Here is a 16,680-nt window from a genome sequence, read left to right as displayed (position 1 = left end):
CGCCGCGCCCAGCCGGACCCCGGGGGCCAGCCGGCTCCGGCCCAGCGGCCGCCGGAACGCGGCCCGGAGATCACGGAGGTCCGTTGATCGGTGGCACCGGAGCCGGGCCGTCCCATGGCACCGTGGTGCGCCGGGACGGCATGGTCGACAACGTCCGGCGTCCCGGCCGCGGCGCCCCGGCCCGTTTCGCCGCCGACCTCGTGACCCAGCCCGCCGGCCCCGGACAGGTGTCCGGGACCGGTGAACGGATCCGGCTCGTCTGGATCGGGCAGCGGTCCGTCCCCGGGATCGAGCCCGGCCGGTGGCTGCACGTCGAGGGCTTCCGGGCAGACCATGACGGCGTGCCCACCGTCTTCAACCCGCGCTACGAACTGCTGGCAGGTGCGCACCATGACTGATCCCCGACACCCGGACACCCCTGAGGAGGACGGCCGCCCGGCGGACCCGGTGGACGCGGCGCTGCGCCGGGTCGGCTCGATGGCCGCGACCACCGAGGACGGATCCCTGGACGTCCTGGCGACCATCGGCGGATGGAGGGGGCTGCTCGAGTCCGTGGTCCCCTCGGCGGTGTTCCTGGTGGCCTTCATCACCACCCAGCACCTCTGGGGTGCCGGCATCGCCGCCGTGGCCGTCGCCGCGGTCTTCAGCGTCGTCCGGCTCGCCCAGCGCCAGAGCCCGGTGCAGGCACTGGCCGGCCTCGCGGCCGTCGCCCTGTGCGTGGTGGTGGCCCTGAACACCGGGGAGGCCCGGGACTACTACCTCTGGGGCTTCCTCACCAATGCGGTCTACATCCTGGTGCTGACGGTGTCCGTACTGGTGCGCTGGCCGCTGCTCGGACTGGTCTTCGGCATCATCCGCGGCGAGGGCGTGGCCTGGCAGAAGGACCCACGACGCCGACGGCGCTACGCCCTGGCGACCTGGTTCCTGGTCACGGCCCTGGCCCTGCGACTGCTCGTTCAGGTGCCCCTGTACGCGGCCGAGCTGCTGACGGCGCTCGGCACGGCCCGGCTGGTGATGGGCCTGCCCCTGTATGCGCTCGCACTGTGGCTGGGCTGGCTGGTCTCCGCCCCGGCCGGCCGCTCACCGGCCGACGAGGACCGGCTGGAGCACCCGGGTCAGGGACCCTCGGCGCCGGCCTGATCGCGGGCGGCCCCGCGGCGGGGACGTCGGGCGGCCCGCGCCTGGCGCTCCTGTTCGGGGACCAGCAGGTCCCGCAGCCGGGCCTCCGACTCCTCGGTGGCGAGGAAGAACAGCTCGTCGGCCACCTCCAGCACGTCGTCGTCGCTCGGGGTGATGGGCCGGGTGTCCCGGATGATCGTCACCACGGAGACGTCCGCGGGCCAGGAGACCGAACCCAGCCGGCGCCCCTGCATCCAGTGACCGGCCGGGACGGTGAACTCCACCAGCGTGGTACGGCCCGAGCGCAGGGTCAGCAACCGCACCAGGTCCCCGGTCTCCACGGCCTCCTCGACCAGCGCGGTCATGATGCGGGGCGTGGACACCGCGACGTCGACGCCCCAGGACTCGTCGAAGAGCCAGTCGTTCTTGGGATTGTTCACCCGTGCCACGGTCCGGCCGACGCCGAACTCCGACTTGGCCAGCAGGGACACCACGAGGTTCGACTTGTCGTCACCGGTGGCGGCCACCAGGACGTCCGCCGTCTCCAGGTGGGCCTCCTTCAGCACGGCCAGTTCGCAGGCGTCACCCATCAGCCACTTCACCCCGCGCAGGCCCGAGCGGGTCACCACCTCCGGCTTCTGGTCCACCAGGAGCACCTCGTGCCCGTTCGCCAGCAGCTCGCGGCCGATGGACGACCCGACGGCGCCGGCACCGGCGATCACCACCTTCATGACCGCTCCCCGTCCTGGTCGTCCTGGACGTCCGGACCGGCCTCGAGGCCCGGCCCCGCGGCCAGGACCCGTTCGGCCTCGTCCTGTCCCGCGACGTCCATCACGGCGTGCAGGATGTCGCCCTGCTGGTAGAGGGTCTCGGGCCCCGGGACGATGCCCTCCCCGAATCGCGTGACGAAGGCGATCCGCACCCGCGCCCTCGACTCCAGCTCCGTCAGGGGCCGGCCGATCCAGGCCGGGGAGACATGGACCTCGGCCATGACGATGCGCCCGGAGGAATCGCGGAAGTCACCGGCCAGGTCGGTGTCCGGCAGGATGCGCCGCAGCACCTGGTCGGTGGACCAGCGCACGGCGGCCACGGTGGGGATGCCCAGTCGCTGGTAGATCTCGGCCCGGCCGGGATCGTAGATCCGGGCGACCACGTGCTCCACGCCGAAGGTCTCCCGGGCCACCCGGGCGGCGATGATGTTCGAGTTGTCCCCCGAGGACACGGCCGCGAAGGCGTAGGCGTCCTGGACCCGGGCCCGGGTCAGGGCGTCCCGGTCGAAGCCGACGCCGGTCACCCGCTGTCCGCCGAAGTGACGCCCGAGACGACGGAAGGCGTGCTCGTCCTGGTCCACGACGGCCACCGAGTGGCCCGCCCGCTCCAGGGTCAGGGCCAGGGAGGACCCCACGCGGCCACACCCCATGATCACGTAGTGGGCCATCCGGCCTCCCTCCTGCGTCAGGACGCCGCCCGAGCGACGGCGAGTCCAGTGTGCCACGCGGCCTCACCCCGGGGTGACCGGATGTACGGTTGAGCCGTGCCCAGGATCCTCGAGCCGGTCCGCCGACTGCTGGTCGGCAGGCCCTACGACACCGAGCGGCAGCGCAGCCGGCCCCTGGGGCGTGCCGTGGCGCTGCCGGTGTTCTCCGCCAACGCCCTGTCCTCCGTGGCCTACGCCCCGGACGAGATCCTGCTGACCCTCGCCCTGGGCGGCACGGCGGCCCTGGCCATGGGCCCGGACATCGGCCTGGTGGTGGTGGCCGTGATGCTGCTGATCGTGCTGTCCTACCGTGTGTCCATCAGCGCCTATCCGCGGGGCGGGGACTACGCCATCACCCGCGCCAACCTCGGCCCCTGGGCCGGGGTCACGGTCGGGGCGGCCATGATGATGGACCTGGTGTTCACGGTGGCCGTCTCGGTGGCGGCCATGGCGCACTACCTGGCGGCCGTGTTCCCGGTGCTGACCGGAGCCGAGCTGTGGGTGGCCGTGGTCGGCGTCGTGGTCCTGGCCCTGGCCAACATCCGCGGAGCCGGCCGGGGCCGGCTGCTCCCCGCCGTGCTGGTCTACCTGTTCCTGACCCTGCTGTTCGGGATGCTGGTGAGCGGGCTCGTCCAGGACCTCACCGGCACCCTCGGCGCGGCCCGGTCCGCGGACGTGGAACCCGTCCCGGACCCGGCGTTCGCCCAGGGGCTGGGCGGACTGGCCGTGGCGGTGCTGGCGGTGCGCGCCTTCTCGTCCGGTTCAGCGCTCGCCACGGGCGTGGAGGTCCCGGCCGCCAACGTGGACGCCATGGCACAGCCGCGGATCCGGACCGCGCGGTTCGTCATGCTGGCCATGGGCCTGCTCGCCGGCGCCTCCACCCTCGGGGTGATGTACCTGGCCGACCGCACGGACGTGGTCTTCGTCCTGGATCCCGCCACCCTGCGCACCGCCGGCGGGGGAGAGGTCCCGGCAGACTACGTCCAGAACCCGGTGCTCGCCCAGCTCGCCAACGCGGTGTTCGGGCAGGGCGGGCTCCTGTCCGGTGCCCTGGTGCTGCTGGTCGCCGTGCTGCTGCTGCTCGCCGGGCACTCGGCGTTCAAGTCCTTCCCGGAGCTGACCTCCCGGCTCGCCCGGGACGCCTACCTGCCCCGTCAGCTGCTCACCCGCGGGGACCGGCTCGGCTACACCAACGGGATCGTCCTGCTCACCCTGGCCGCGCTGGTCCTGGTGGTGGCCTTCCGGGCCCAGACGGCCCTGCTGGTCCAGCTGTACGTGATCGGCGTCTTCCTGTCCTTCACCGTCAGCCAGCTGGGGATGGTGCGGCACTGGACCCGCCAGCTCGCCCACACCCCGGGCGGCCGGCCGCGCCAGACGGTCCGGCTCCGGCGGGCGGTGAACCTGGTCGGTCTCGCCGTGACGGCACTGGTCGCCGTGGTGGTCCTGGTCACCCGGTTCACCTACGGTGCCTGGGTGGCCCTGCTGGCCATCGCCGTCATGGTCTCCGTGATGGCCCGCATCCGGGCCCACTACGACGCCGTCGCCGCGGAACTGGACCTCACGCCCGCGGAGGACGCCCGCGCGCTGCCCTCCCGCGTGCACGCCCTGGTGCTGGTGATGAGCGTGCAGCGCCCCACGCTGCGCGCCCTGGCCTACGCCCGCGCGTCGCGGCCGTCCAGCCTCGAGGCCGTGGTGGTGGACCTGGACAAGGCCGCCACCCGGAGGCTGCTGGCCGAATGGGACCGGTTGCAGCTGCCCGTCCCGGTCACCGTGCTGGCCTCCCCGTACCGGGAGATGGCCGAGCCGCTGATCCGCCACCTCCGCACGCTGCGCCGCAGTTCCCCGAGGGACCTGGTGGTGGTCTACATCCCCGAGTACGTCGTGGCCCGCGGCTGGCAGTCCCTGCTGCACAACCGCACCACACAGCGCATCAAGGAGCGGTTGCACCGGGAGCCCGGGGTGATGGTCGCATCCGTCCCGTGGCAGCTTTCCCGCAGGCAGGGGCCGGGTGCGGATACGCGACCGCTACCTGAATCCGAGGCGATCCCGCCGGGGACTGGACCCGGCCCAGTAGAGTCTTCGGTGAAGGACAGTGCGTCGAGGGTCGGCGAGACCGGCCCCCTCGACGCGGGTGCCCACGACCGCTGAGAGGACGTCGAGGATGACCAGTACCCGGGACACCAGCAGGTTCGACGGAGCCCTACGGCCCGTGGACGACGATTCCGGAGCCTATGACGTGCCCCAGCTGCTCGAACTCGAGGCCGGCCCCATGGCGCACGGCGGCCATTGCGTGGCCCGGTACGACGGCCGGGTGGTCTTCGTCCGCCACGCGATTCCCGGAGAGGTGGTCCGGGCCCTCGTCACCGAGGCGGGGGAGGGCGCCCGGTTCTGGCGTGCAGACGCCGTCGAGGTCCTGCAGGGCTCCGAGTTCCGCCGCACCCACCAGTGGAAGCTCGCGGACTCGCTGCGGGCCCATGCCGCCGGGCGACTGCCGGTGGGCGGGGCCGAATTCGGGCACATCGTGCTTCCGCACCAGCGCCGGCTCAAGGCACAGGTCTTCCGGGACACGGTGGCCAGGATCGCGGGCATCCAGCTCGACGTCCACGTCACCGGTGCCCCGGGGGACGACCCCTCGGGACTGCACTGGCGCACCCGCAATTCCTTCGCCGTGACCCCCACCGGCCGGCTCGCCATGCACGCCCACCGCTCCACCGTCCTGGTCCCGGTGCGGAACATGCCGCTGGGCGTGCCGGGACTGGACGCCCTGAAGCTGTGGGAACTGGACCTCACGGGCATCGAACGCGTGGAGGTCGCCACCCCCGCGGACGGCCAGCCCTCGCTCGTGGTGCTGACACCGGTTGAGGGAGCGGACATCGCCCAGCTCGGCGGCCGGATGCACCGCCAGACGGCACGGCTGCCCGAGGGGACCTCCGTGGTCCTGATGGGCCCGCCGGAGCGGCCCGGGGACCGGCCCACGCTGCACCGGTTGCGGGGGCGCACCTGGACGCAGGAGGTGGTGGAGTCCCGGATCGGCGGGAGGAAGACCTACCGGATCACCGGGGACGGCTTCTGGCAGGTCCACCGGGCGGCTCCCCAGATGCTGGTGGACGCCGTCCTCGAGGCGGCCGACCCGCAGCCCGGACAGGTCATCGCTGACCTGTACGCCGGGGCCGGTCTGTTCACCGCGTACCTGGCCGACGCCGTCGGGACGCAGGGACTGGTGCTGTCCGTGGAGGCCTCCCCGGGAGCCAGCCGCGACGCCCGGCGGAACCTGCACGGGGTCGAACAGGCCGCCGTGCTCAACGGCCTGACCGACCGGATCCTGGGTGGTTGGCTGAGGGATCCGGCGGCGCCGGTGAACGAGTGCGGCCTGGGCTCCCGGCACGTGGACACCGTGGTGCTCGACCCGCCCCGCGCCGGAGCCGGCAAGACCGCCGTGGAACGCATCCACCGGCTGGACCCCAAGCGCATCGTGTACGTGTCCTGCGACCCGGCCTCGTTCGCCCGTGACCTGGGCCTGCTGAACCAGGCCGGCTGGTCCGTGGAGGCCGCGGACGTCTACGACCTCTACCCGGACACGCACCACATGGAATCGGTCGCGCTGCTGGTCCGCCACTGACGCCCGCGGCGTCCGTCCACCGTGTCAGGAATCCCTGACGGGCCGTCAAGAAAGCCGTGTCACCGCCGGTGAATGGACGGATGACGGGCCGCCCTTCGGGATAGGATGGTCGGCGAGCCCCCTGTGACGGTGTCGACAGACCGCCGGCCCAGGACGGGCACCTGGCCGTCGCCACCGGTCCGGCATCGCCCGTACGCGGTGCCGGGAGAGCCGGTAGGCGCGGCAATGGCACTCAAGACCGGCCAATCGCCCTGACGCAGGGCGGGAAGAGGAGTCCTCCGTGACTACTGTTGACAGCTTCGGCTCCAAGGGCGTCCTGGACGTCAATGGAGCCGAGTACGAGATTTTCCGGCTCAACAAGGTGGAGGGTGCCGAGAAGCTGCCCTACTCCCTGAAGGTCCTGCTGGAGAACCTGCTCCGCACCGAGGACGGTGCCAACGTCACCGCCGAGTCGGTCAAGGCCCTGGCCTCATGGGATCCGAACGCCCAGCCGGACACCGAGATCCAGTTCACCCCGGCCCGTGTCATCATGCAGGACTTCACCGGCGTCCCCTGCGTGGTGGACCTGGCGACCATGCGCGAGGCCATCAAGGACCTCGGCGGCGACCCGACGCGCGTGAACCCGCTCGCCCCGGCCGAGCTCGTCATCGACCACTCCGTGCAGATCGACTCCTTCGGCAACGACCACGCCGTCGAGCGGAACATGGAGATCGAGTACCAGCGCAACGGTGAGCGCTACCAGTTCCTGCGCTGGGGCCAGACCGCGTTCGACGACTTCAAGGTCGTCCCCCCGGGCATGGGCATCGTCCACCAGGTCAACATCGAGAACCTCTCCCGCACCGTGATGACCCGCGAGGTCGACGGCGTGCTGCGTGCCTACCCGGACTCCTGCGTCGGCACCGACTCCCACACCACCATGGTCAACGGCCTGGGCGTGCTGGGCTGGGGCGTGGGCGGCATCGAGGCCGAGGCCGCCATGCTCGGCCAGCCGGTGTCCATGCTGATCCCGCGCGTCGTGGGCTTCAAGCTGACCGGTTCCATCCCCGCCGGAGCCACCGCCACCGACGTGGTCCTCACCATCACCGAGATGCTGCGCCAGCACGGCGTGGTCGGCAAGTTCGTCGAGTTCTACGGCGAGGGCGTCGGCTCCGTGCCGCTGGCCAACCGCGCCACCATCGGCAACATGTCCCCGGAGTTCGGCTCCACCGCCGCCATGTTCCCGATCGACCAGGTCACCCTGGACTACCTGCGCCTGACCGGCCGCTCCGAGGAGAACATCGCCCTGGTCGAGGCCTACACCAAGGAACAGGGCCTCTGGCACGATCCGTCCAAGGAGGTCCAGTACTCCGAGTACCTCGAACTGGACCTGGGCACCGTGGTGCCGTCGATCTCCGGCCCGAAGCGTCCGCAGGACCGCATCGAGCTGACCGACGCCAAGGACCAGTTCCGCAAGGACATCCACAACTACGCCTCGGAGGACGAGGCCGGTGCGGGCCGTCCGTCCAAGACCGTGCCGGTCTCCATGCAGGACGGCCGCCAGTTCGAGCTGGACCACGGCGCGGTGTCGATCGCCTCGATCACCTCCTGCACCAACACCTCGAACCCCTCGGTGATGATGGCCGCCGCCGTGCTGGCGCGCAACGCCGTCGAGAAGGGCCTGACCTCCAAGCCGTGGGTCAAGACCTCCGTCGCCCCGGGCTCGCGCGTGGTCACCGACTACTACGAGAAGTCCGGCCTGATCCCGTCGCTGGAGGCCCTGGGCTTCCACATCGTCGGCTACGGCTGCACCACCTGCATCGGCAACTCCGGCCCGCTGGAGCCGGAGATCTCGCAGGCCATCCAGGACCAGGACCTGTCCGTGACCTCGGTGCTCTCGGGCAACCGGAACTTCGAGGGCCGCATCAACCCGGACGTGAAGATGAACTACCTGGCCTCCCCGCCGCTGGTGGTCGCCTACGCCCTGGCCGGCACCATGGACTTCGACTTCGAGAACGACCCGCTGGGCCAGGACTCCGAGGGCAACGACGTCTACCTCAAGGACATCTGGCCGGACCCGACCGAGGTCCAGCAGATCATCGACGCCTCGATCGACACCGAGATGTTCACCCACCAGTATGGGACCATCTTCGACGGTGACGAGCGCTGGCAGGCCCTGGAGACCCCCGAGGGCGACACCTTCGCCTGGGACCCGAACTCCACCTACGTCCGCAAGCCCCCGTACTTCGAGGGCATGAAGGCCAGCCCGGAGCCGGTCTCGGACATCGAGGGCGCCCGCGTGCTGCTCAAGCTGGGCGACTCGGTGACCACCGACCACATCTCCCCGGCCGGTTCCTTCAAGTCGGACACCCCGGCGGGCCAGTACCTGCTGGCCAACGGCGTGGAGCGCAAGGACTTCAACTCCTACGGTTCCCGTCGTGGCAACCACGAGGTGATGATCCGCGGCACCTTCGCGAACATCCGCATCAAGAACCAGCTGCTGGACGGGGTGGAAGGCGGCTTCACCCGCGACTTCACCCAGGACGGCGCCCCGCAGGCCTACGTCTACGACGCCGCCCAGAACTACCAGGCCGCCGGCACCCCGCTGGTGGTGCTGGCCGGCAAGGAGTACGGTTCCGGCTCCTCGCGTGACTGGGCCGCCAAGGGCACGGCGCTGCTGGGCGTCAAGGCCGTCATCACCGAGTCCTTCGAGCGCATCCACCGCTCGAACCTCATCGGCATGGGCGTGCTGCCGCTGCAGTTCCCCGAGGGCCAGAACGCGGACACCCTCGGGCTCGTCGGCACCGAGACCTTCTCGATCACCGGGATCACGGCCCTGAACGAGGGCACCACCCCGAAGACCGTCAAGGTCACCGCGACGGCCGAGGACGGCAAGGTCACCGAGTTCGACGCCACCGTGCGCATCGACACCCCCGGTGAGGCGGACTACTTCCGCAACGGCGGCATCCTGCAGTACGTGCTGCGCCAGATCGCCGGCAAGTGACATCGCCCTGAGGTGAGGCCGGCCCCGACGCCGGCCCGCCGAGAGCGAGAGGACCGGGACCCCCAGCGGGTCCCGGTCCTTCGTCGTCCGGACACGTCCCGGGCGGACGCGGGACCGTCACTGGAGGGCGGAGGTGAGCCGTGCGAGCCCGTCCAGGACGGTGGAGCGCAGCGGTTCCCTCTCCCACTCGGCCAGGGTGAGCTCCCGGCTGATCTCGCGGTAGCCGTCCTCGACGCCGCGCATCTGCTCGACGAAGCCGGCCCCGCGCACGAGCAGCGACACCTCGAGGTCCAGGGCGAAGGACCGGATGTCCATGTTGCTGGAGCCGATGACGGCGGTGTCGTCGTCGATCGAGAGGTGCTTGGCGTGCAGGATGAACGGCGCGGGGTACCGGAAGATGCGGACCCCGGCCCGCAGCAGCGCGCCGTAGTAGGAGCGCTGGGCATGGAAGACCGGCCCCTGGTCACCCCATTCCGAGACGAACAGGTGCACCTCGAGACCGCGGTGGCAGGCGGACGTGATGGCGTACATCATCGCCTCGTCGGGCACGAAGTAGGGGCTGGTGATGATGACCCGGTGGCGGGCCGAGTAGAGCAGCGCGAGGAAGAGGTGCAGGTTGTTCTCGTACTCGAAGCCGGGCCCGCTCGGCACCACCTGGCATTCCAGCGCCGCCGGCGAGTCGTCGAACCCGACGGCGGGGGCGGCGACGTGCTCGCCGTCCAGGACCTCGTCGGTCTCGCAGTACCAGTCGGTCAGGAAGACCGCGTTGAGGCCACTGACCACCGGGCCGGTGGTCCTGGTCATCAGGTCCTGCCACTGCAGCCCGCGCCGCAGGTTCTTCGCCAGGTTGTAGCTGCGGTCGACCAGGTTCTGCGAGCCCATCCAGCCGATCCGGCCGTCGACCACGACGAGCTTGCGGTGATTGCGCAGGTCGGGGCGCTGCCATTGTCCCCTCAGCGGCCGCACGGGCAGCATGAACGACCACTGCACCCCGATCCGGTCGAGCTCCGCGACGGTCTCGCGGTGCCCGGGGGCGCGGACCGAGGCGACGTGGTCCAGGAGCAGGCGCACCACCACACCGCGGGCGACGGCGTCCTCCATCGCCCGGAAGAAGTCCCTCGTCGCCACGTCGTACGAGACGATGTAGAACTCGACGTGCACGAAGCTGGTGGCGCTGTCGATGTCGGCCGTCATGCCGACCAGCGAACCGGCGTAGTCGCCGACGAGCTCCGCCCGGCTGCCGCCCACGGCCGGCACGGCGCCGAGTGCCCGGTTGAGCTCCACCACCCCGTCGAACCACGCCGGCCGGCGGGCCCTGACCGCCTCGGGCACCAGGTGCACGTCCCGCACCCCGGCGGCGATCATCCGGTTGACCTCGGCCTGCCTCGCGCGCCGCTTCCGCGGCAGCTTCGGGCTGCCGATCAGCAGGAAGAACAGGATGCCGAGGTAGGGGACCAGGAGGATCGCCAGCAGCCACGCCATCGCCGCCGTCGGCTTGCGGTCGCGCGGGATGACAATGAGCGCGGCGATGCGGATGGCCAGGTCGACCGCGACGAGGACCACTGCGATGAGCACCGTCCCCTGCTGCGGCTCCATTCCGCCGACGATAGCGGGGGACGCCGAGGCGCTACATCACCCGATCAGGATGATGACCGCGCGCGGCGCCGTACCTACTCTGGCGATACCACTCGAGCACGAGACGAGGTCGCGATGAGCAGCACCGGTCCGCGCCTCGACGGCCGCACCGGCCGCTACCCCCGGGGGACGATCATCCTCCTCGGCGCAGCTGCCGCCGTCGTCGTGGGCGCGGGGATCCACGGCATCCGGGACATCCTGGCCCCCGTGCTGCTCACCCTCGTGCTCGTGATCTGCGCGAGCCCCGTGCGCGGCCGCCTCGAGAGGCTCGGGGTGCCGTCGGGGCTGGCCACCGGTTCGGTCATCCTCGTCGTGTTCGCGCTGCTGGCCGTGTTCACGTACACGCTGATCATCGCCTTCGCGCAGTTCGTGGCGATGCTGCCGACGTACGCCTCACAGTTCCAGGAGATCGGTGCCCAGATCGCCGCCGCACTGACCAGGCTCGGCATCGGGCAGGCCCAGATCCAGTCGTTCGTCGGCGGCCTGGACCCGGGCAGCATCGCCGCGGCCATCACCGGCGCCCTCGGAAGCGTCGCGAGCATCACGGGCGCGCTCGTCATCGTGCTCACCATGATGATCCTGATGGCGGCCGATGCCGCCTACGCCCGGACGATCCTGCGCCAGCTCAGTGAGCGACGGCCGGACCTGGTCCGGGCGCTGCGCGACTACGCCACGAACGTGCGGCGCTACATGGTGGTGACCACGGTGCTCGGCGTGGCGCAGGGTGCGCTCAACGCGACCGCGCTGTACATCATGGGGGTGCCCGCCGCCCTGCTCTGGGGGCTCCTGGCCTTCCTGTGCAGCTTCATCCCGAACATCGGCTACTTCTTCGCGATCATCCCGCCGATCGTCTTCGGCTTCCTCGTCGGCGGCTGGCCGACCGTGGTCTGGGTCGTCGTGGTCTACGGCGTCATCAACGGGGTGGTGCAGTCGATCGTCCAGCCCCGGGTGGTCGGGCAGGCCGTCTCCCTGAGCCAGACCGTCACCTTCTTCTCGGTGCTGCTCTGGGCCGCGCTGACCGGTCCGGTCGGCGCGATCCTCGCGATCCCGCTCACCCTGCTGGTCAAGGCACTGCTGGTGGACGCCAACCCGGAGGCCCACTGGCTGCGCCCGGTCATCGGCCCCACGGCGGAGACGCGGGAGATCCTGAGGTCCGAGGAGGCCGCGGCGAGGACGGCCCGCACATCGAGGCGGGCCGAGGCCCGACGTACCGGAACAGCCCGTCGCACCGGAACGGCCCGTCGCGGCACCAGTCCCCGGCGGGGCCCGACACCGTCCGCGCCGACCGCCTGATCGGGCCCGCGTGCGCATAGTACGATGAGGGAAGCAGCTGAGGCGTACTTTCCCCGGGGCGCTGGGTCCCGGGCCTTCCCCGGCTCCCCGGCCTCGTGGGAGGGGTCCCTCCGCGTCATCCCGTCCCCGGCCGAAAGGACCGCCAGCCCGTGGGCCTTCTCGAAACGATCCGTTCACCCCAGGACCTCAGCCGGCTCACGCCCAGCCAGGTCCGGAGGCTGGCGGAGGAGGTCCGGACGTTCCTGATCGCCAACGTCTCCCGCACCGGCGGTCACCTCGGTCCCAACCTGGGCGTGGTCGAGCTGACCCTCGCGATCCACCGGATGTTCGACTCCCCGCGGGACGCGGTGATCTTCGACACCGGGCACCAGTCGTACGTGCACAAGCTCGTCACCGGGCGGCAGGACTTCTCCACGCTGCGCCAGCAGGGCGGGCTGTCCGGATACGGCGACCGGGGTGAGTCGGTGCACGACGTCGTGGAGTCCTCCCACGCATCGTCCTCCCTGTCCTGGGCGGACGGCATCTCCCGCGCCTGGGCACTGCGCGGCGAGGGCGACCGGTACGTGGTCGCCGTGATCGGCGACGGAGCGCTGACCGGGGGCATGGCGTGGGAGGCCATCAACAACATCGCCGCGGACCGCGACCGCCGCGTCGTGATCGTCGTCAATGACAACGGCCGGTCCTACGCCCCGACCGTCGGCGGCCTGGCGAACCAGCTCTCGGCCCTGCGCCGGGCGTTCCTGGACAAGCTGCGCACCCACCGCACCTACGAGGACACCCTGGACTTCTGGAAGGGCCGGCTGCAGACCTCCGGTGCCGCCGGGCGCTTCGTCTACCGCTCCCTGCACGCCACGAAGAAGGGCATCAAGGACTGGTGGGCCCCGCAGGGCCTGTTCGAGGACCTCGGGATGAAGTACATCGGCCCCATCAACGGGCACGACCAGGATCAGCTCGAGGAGGCCCTGACCGACGCCCGGAACTACGCGGGCCCGGTCATCGTCCACGCCATGACGGAGAAGGGCCACGGTTACGCCCCGGCGGTCGCGCACGTGGACGACCAGTTCCACGCGATCGGCAGGATCGACCCGGAGACCGGCGAACCGGTGGCCTCGAGCTCCGGACCGTCCTGGACCTCGGTCTTCGGCGACGAGATCGTGGCGATCGCCGACGAGCGCCCGGACATCGTGGCCATCACCGCCGCCATGAAGATCCCCGTCGGCCTGGGCGCGATGGCCGAGAAGCACCCCCAGCGCGTCTACGACGTCGGCATCGCCGAACAGCACGCGGTCACCTCGGCGGCCGGCATGGCGTTCGGCGGGCTGCACCCTGTGGTCGCCGTCTACGCCACGTTCCTCAACCGCGCCTACGACCAGGTCCTGATGGACGTCGGCCTGCACCGCGCCGGCGTGACGTTCGTCCTGGACCGCGCCGGGGTCACCGGACCGGACGGACCCAGCCACCACGGCATGTGGGACCTGGCGCTGCTGCAGTCCGTGCCCTCGCTGCGGATCGCCGCGCCCCGGGACGCCGAACGGCTGCGCGAGGAACTGCGCGAGGCCGTGGCCGTGGAGGACGCCCCGACCGTGGTGCGGTTCTCGAAGGGCTCGGTCGGCCCGGAGATCGCCGCCCTGGAACGCCTGGACGACGGCGTGGACGTGCTGCTGCGCCTCGGCGCGGCCTCCGCGGAGCCCGGTGCCGAGCGCGACGTGTTGATCATCGCCGTCGGCGCCCTGGCCGAACTGGGCCTGGACGTGGCCGCACGGCTGGCCGACCAGGGCATCTCCGCCACCGTCATCGACCCGCGGTGGGTCCTGCCCGTGCGCCGCTCGGTCATCGAGATGGCCGCGGACCACCGGATCGTCGTCTGCCTCGAGGACGGGGTGCGGGCCGGCGGCGTCGGCTCCCGCATCCGGCAGGAGATGCGCGCCCGCGGCGTGGACACCGCCCTGAACGAGGTCGGCCTGCCCGTGGAGTTCCTGGCCCACGGCAGCCGCGAGCAGGTGCTCGAGCGCACGGGCCTGACGGCCCGCCAGGTCGCCCACGACACCGTGGCCCAGGTCCTCGGCACCAAGGTGCCGTTCGCCCGGCCGCTCACCGGCCAGGACACCGGCCCGATCCCGACGACGAAGGAGCAGTCTTGAGCATCGTCCGCACCTACCGGCGCAGCGAGTCCGACGGCCAGCCCCGGCTGGACTACCGCGAGGCCTGGTTCGCGCCCGGCAGCGGTGAGGTGGTGGTCCACCACGGCCGGGTGGGCACCACCGGCACGACGTCGGCCGAGAAGGTCGCGGACGACGTGGCCGGTGAGGAGCTGCTCGCCAGTTTCGCGGCGCAGTGCGCCGAGGACGGCTTCGCCGAGGTGCCCGCCGAGGAGATGGACCGGCTTCAGGTCGCCTACCGGCTCAAGGGCTTCGAGCCGACGCAGGTCGAGCGCGGCCTGGTGGTGCGGCTCCGCGGCGAGATCACGAACCAGCTGGCCTGGCGCGGACTGGGCGAGGTCGTCGGCGAGCGGCTCGAGTCGGGGCAGGTCGTCTTCGAGGTGACCACCCCGCACCGGCGCAAGGCCGCCGCCGAGATCCCGGCCGCGGCGAAGCTCGCGGGCGTCCAGGCCTCGCGCGTGACGACCTCCGCCTGAACCGCCCGGCCTGAACCTCCCGGCCTGGACCGTCCGAACCGCACCGCCCGATTCCGCCCTCTCCGGAAGGACCCTCCCACCCATGCAGTACCGCCGCCTCGGACGTTCCGGGCTGACCGTCTCCGTCGTCGGCCTCGGCTGCAACAACCTCGGCCGTCCCGGCACCGCCACGCTGGAGCAGGAGGGTACCGACGCCGTCGTGCACGCCGCCCTGGACGCCGGGGTGACCCTGTTCGACGTGGCGGACACCTACGGTGCCACCGCCGGCCTGAGCGAGGAACGGCTCGGCGCCGCCCTCGGCGCGCGCCGCGAGGACGTGGTGCTGGCCACGAAGTTCGGCATGGACGCCGGCGGGGCCAACGGACCCGACCTCGGGGCGCGGGGCTCCCGGCGCTACATCGTGCGGGCGGTGGAGGCGTCCCTGCGACGCCTCGGCACGGACTGGATCGACCTGTACCAGTTCCACACCCCGGATGATGCCACGCCCATCGAGGAGACGCTGTCCGCCCTGGACGACCTGGTCCGTTCCGGCAAGGTGCGGTACGTCGGGCACTCGAACCGGGCCGGCTGGCAGATCGCCGAGGCGGAGTTCGTGGCCCGGCAGCTGGGCACCGAACGGTTCATCTCCGCCCAGAACCACTACAACCTGCTGGACCGCCGGGCGGAGCTCGAGGTGATGCCGGCGGCCCGTGCCTACGGTCTGGGCGTGCTGCCGTACTTCCCGCTGGCCAATGGCATGCTGACCGGCAAGTACTCGGCCGGGTCGGCCCCGGAGGGCTCGCGGCTGTCCCACACCCGCACGCACATGGTCCGGGACGCGGACCTGGAGCAATTGCGGCGCTTCGGGGACTTCGCGCGGGAGCGTGGGCTGCACGAGGTGCACCTGGCCTTCTCCTGGCTGGCCGCGCAGGAACCGGTCGCCTCGGTGATCGCCGGCGCCACCCGTCCGGAACAGGTGCGCCAGAACGCCGAGGCGGTGCGCTGGGTGCCGACGCACCGGGAACGGGCCGAACTGGACGAGATCTTCCCGGCGGTGCCGAAGGTCGCGCTGTTCTAGTGGACTCCCTCTCCCTGACCGCGTTCGAGGTCCTGATGTGGATCGTGGCCATCGCCGTGGTGGCGGTGCTCGTCACCGCCCTGGTGTCCCTGTCGCGATCACCCCTGGACCCGGCCCGGCGGCTCCCGTGGGCCTTCGCGATGTTCCTGCTGCCGGTCATTGGCCCGGCGGTCTGGCTCTGGTGGCGTTTCTCCTACTACCCCCAGCGCAAGGCGGAGCAACCGCACTGGGACCCGAACCGCCGCGAGGTGATCGTCAACCCCCCGCGCCGGCCAGGAGCCGGGCGGTAGCCGCGCGGGACGGGACTGATCTAGAGCGTCACCATCACCCAGTCGCCGTCCACGGTGGCGGTGAACTCGGTCAGCGGCTTCTGTGCCGGCCCGCCGAAGGGCACCCCGGTGTCCACGGCGAAGTGGGAGCCGTGGCACGGGCAGGCGAAGACGTCCTGACCGGACTCCGTGGCCGGGGCGACCGTGCAGCCCTGGTGCGTGCAGACCGCTGAGAAGGCGTGGACGACGTCCTCCGCCTCACGTCGCAGCAACAGGGTGCGTCCCTCCACCTCGACCGAGGCGGACGTCCCCACGGGCAGCTGGTCCGCGGGCAGCGTCTGGGTCGGGGTGCCGCCCACGTGGTGGGAGGGCGCATCGGCCCGGTTGCGGATCTGGTCCGTGCACCCGGCCAGCCCCGCCGTGGCCAGCCCCGCCGCGCCGAGCACCGCGCCGCGTTCCAGGAAGGTCCTGCGGGAGGTGCCGCACCCGCACCCGGTGCCCGGGCCGGCGTCGGGGACGGGAGCCGTTCCGGAGGAACGGGGGGAGGGGGAACCGGGGCCTGGCTGGGCGGTAGTCGTCATCCCCCCATTATCAGC

Annotated in this window: 14 protein-coding genes; 10 read left to right on the top strand and 4 right to left on the bottom strand. The window is 71.6% G+C overall.

The window, feature by feature from the left end:
• Positions 1 to 122 precede the first annotated feature (122 nt).
• On the top strand, positions 123 to 398 hold the full coding sequence (locus Q0283_RS08995) for a hypothetical protein (protein ID WP_298044278.1): 276 nt from the start codon (positions 123 to 125) through the stop codon (positions 396 to 398).
• Positions 391 to 1,140 carry a DUF3159 domain-containing protein gene (locus tag Q0283_RS08990; RefSeq protein WP_183526431.1) on the top strand — a complete coding sequence of 250 codons (750 nt, stop codon included), beginning with the start codon at positions 391 to 393 and terminating at the stop codon, positions 1,138 to 1,140. Before Q0283_RS08995 ends, Q0283_RS08990 begins: the two co-directional genes overlap by 8 nt.
• Here the strand turns inward: Q0283_RS08990 and Q0283_RS08985 are convergent.
• Positions 1,116 to 1,850: a TrkA family potassium uptake protein gene (locus tag Q0283_RS08985; protein ID WP_183526428.1), complete on the bottom strand. Its 735-nt coding sequence runs from the start codon at positions 1,848 to 1,850 to the stop codon at positions 1,116 to 1,118. The genes Q0283_RS08990 and Q0283_RS08985 overlap by 25 nt on opposite strands.
• Complete coding sequence (locus Q0283_RS08980) at positions 1,847 to 2,557, bottom strand: TrkA family potassium uptake protein (RefSeq protein WP_183528398.1); 711 nt, start codon at positions 2,555 to 2,557, stop codon at positions 1,847 to 1,849. Before Q0283_RS08980 ends, Q0283_RS08985 begins: the two co-directional genes overlap by 4 nt.
• 96 nt (positions 2,558 to 2,653) lie before the next feature.
• On the opposite strand from Q0283_RS08980, the gene Q0283_RS08975 reads away from it, so the two are divergent.
• The 3 genes from Q0283_RS08975 to acnA all read left to right on the top strand — a co-directional run bounded on the left by Q0283_RS08975 (position 2,654) and on the right by acnA (position 9,195).
• Positions 2,654 to 4,744 (top strand): APC family permease, encoded by a 2,091-nt coding sequence (locus Q0283_RS08975; protein ID WP_183526425.1) that lies wholly within the window; start codon positions 2,654 to 2,656, stop codon positions 4,742 to 4,744.
• A gap of 13 nt (positions 4,745 to 4,757) precedes the next feature.
• Entirely contained in the window at positions 4,758 to 6,215 is a 1,458-nt protein-coding gene (locus Q0283_RS08970; RefSeq protein ID WP_298044276.1) for a class I SAM-dependent RNA methyltransferase, read from the top strand.
• A gap of 280 nt (positions 6,216 to 6,495) precedes the next feature.
• Positions 6,496 to 9,195, top strand: a complete 2,700-nt coding sequence (acnA, locus tag Q0283_RS08965; protein WP_010143314.1) for an aconitate hydratase AcnA — start codon at positions 6,496 to 6,498, stop codon at positions 9,193 to 9,195.
• Between the two features lie 117 nt (positions 9,196 to 9,312).
• Here acnA and cls read toward each other — a convergent pair whose 3' ends face one another.
• Positions 9,313 to 10,791: a cardiolipin synthase gene (gene cls, locus Q0283_RS08960; RefSeq protein WP_298044275.1), complete on the bottom strand. Its 1,479-nt coding sequence runs from the start codon at positions 10,789 to 10,791 to the stop codon at positions 9,313 to 9,315.
• 114 nt (positions 10,792 to 10,905) lie between these two features.
• Here cls and Q0283_RS08955 point away from each other — a divergent pair, with 114 nt between their 5' ends.
• From Q0283_RS08955 to Q0283_RS08935, 5 genes are all read left to right on the top strand, one after another.
• Positions 10,906 to 12,123 carry an AI-2E family transporter gene (locus tag Q0283_RS08955; RefSeq protein WP_298044273.1) on the top strand — a complete coding sequence of 406 codons (1,218 nt, stop codon included), beginning with the start codon at positions 10,906 to 10,908 and terminating at the stop codon, positions 12,121 to 12,123.
• A 149-nt stretch (positions 12,124 to 12,272) separates the two neighbouring features.
• Positions 12,273 to 14,264 carry a 1-deoxy-D-xylulose-5-phosphate synthase gene (gene dxs / locus Q0283_RS08950; protein WP_183526415.1) on the top strand — a complete coding sequence of 664 codons (1,992 nt, stop codon included), beginning with the start codon at positions 12,273 to 12,275 and terminating at the stop codon, positions 14,262 to 14,264.
• Positions 14,261 to 14,758, top strand: coding sequence for a hypothetical protein (locus Q0283_RS08945; protein ID WP_010143312.1), 498 nt, complete (start codon positions 14,261 to 14,263; stop codon positions 14,756 to 14,758). Before dxs ends, Q0283_RS08945 begins: the two co-directional genes overlap by 4 nt.
• Positions 14,759 to 14,840: 82 nt before the next feature.
• On the top strand, positions 14,841 to 15,815 hold the full coding sequence (locus tag Q0283_RS08940) for an aldo/keto reductase (RefSeq protein WP_298044272.1): 975 nt from the start codon (positions 14,841 to 14,843) through the stop codon (positions 15,813 to 15,815).
• Positions 15,815 to 16,105, top strand: a complete 291-nt coding sequence (locus Q0283_RS08935) for a PLD nuclease N-terminal domain-containing protein (protein WP_298044271.1) — start codon at positions 15,815 to 15,817, stop codon at positions 16,103 to 16,105. The genes Q0283_RS08940 and Q0283_RS08935 overlap by 1 nt, the downstream gene beginning before the upstream one ends.
• A gap of 20 nt (positions 16,106 to 16,125) precedes the next feature.
• Here the strand turns inward: Q0283_RS08935 and Q0283_RS08930 are convergent, their stop codons facing one another.
• Positions 16,126 to 16,665 (bottom strand): ubiquinol-cytochrome c reductase iron-sulfur subunit, encoded by a 540-nt coding sequence (locus Q0283_RS08930; protein WP_255459441.1) that lies wholly within the window; start codon positions 16,663 to 16,665, stop codon positions 16,126 to 16,128.
• Positions 16,666 to 16,680: the final 15 nt, after the last annotated feature.

The sequence above is a fragment of the uncultured Citricoccus sp. genome, assembly GCF_937871995.1.
GTDB lineage: Bacteria > Actinomycetota > Actinomycetes > Actinomycetales > Micrococcaceae > Citricoccus.
The sequence above is the reverse complement of the archived record's forward strand: the minus strand, read 5'-3'. Positions and strand labels throughout refer to the sequence as shown.

Excerpts from the sequence above, each read along its gene's own strand:
- Q0283_RS08990 (WP_183526431.1), top strand. The coding sequence starts at position 391 with ATGACTGATCCCCGACACCCGGACACCCCTGAGGAGGACGGCCGCCCG.
- Q0283_RS08985 (WP_183526428.1), bottom strand. The coding sequence starts at position 1,850 with ATGAAGGTGGTGATCGCCGGTGCCGGCGCCGTCGGGTCGTCCATCGGC.
- Q0283_RS08980 (WP_183528398.1), bottom strand. The coding sequence starts at position 2,557 with ATGGCCCACTACGTGATCATGGGGTGTGGCCGCGTGGGGTCCTCCCTG.
- Q0283_RS08970 (WP_298044276.1), top strand. The coding sequence starts at position 4,758 with ATGACCAGTACCCGGGACACCAGCAGGTTCGACGGAGCCCTACGGCCC.
- cls (WP_298044275.1), bottom strand. The coding sequence starts at position 10,791 with ATGGAGCCGCAGCAGGGGACGGTGCTCATCGCAGTGGTCCTCGTCGCG.
- Q0283_RS08955 (WP_298044273.1), top strand. The coding sequence starts at position 10,906 with ATGAGCAGCACCGGTCCGCGCCTCGACGGCCGCACCGGCCGCTACCCC.
- Q0283_RS08940 (WP_298044272.1), top strand. The coding sequence starts at position 14,841 with ATGCAGTACCGCCGCCTCGGACGTTCCGGGCTGACCGTCTCCGTCGTC.
- Q0283_RS08930 (WP_255459441.1), bottom strand. The coding sequence starts at position 16,665 with ATGACGACTACCGCCCAGCCAGGCCCCGGTTCCCCCTCCCCCCGTTCC.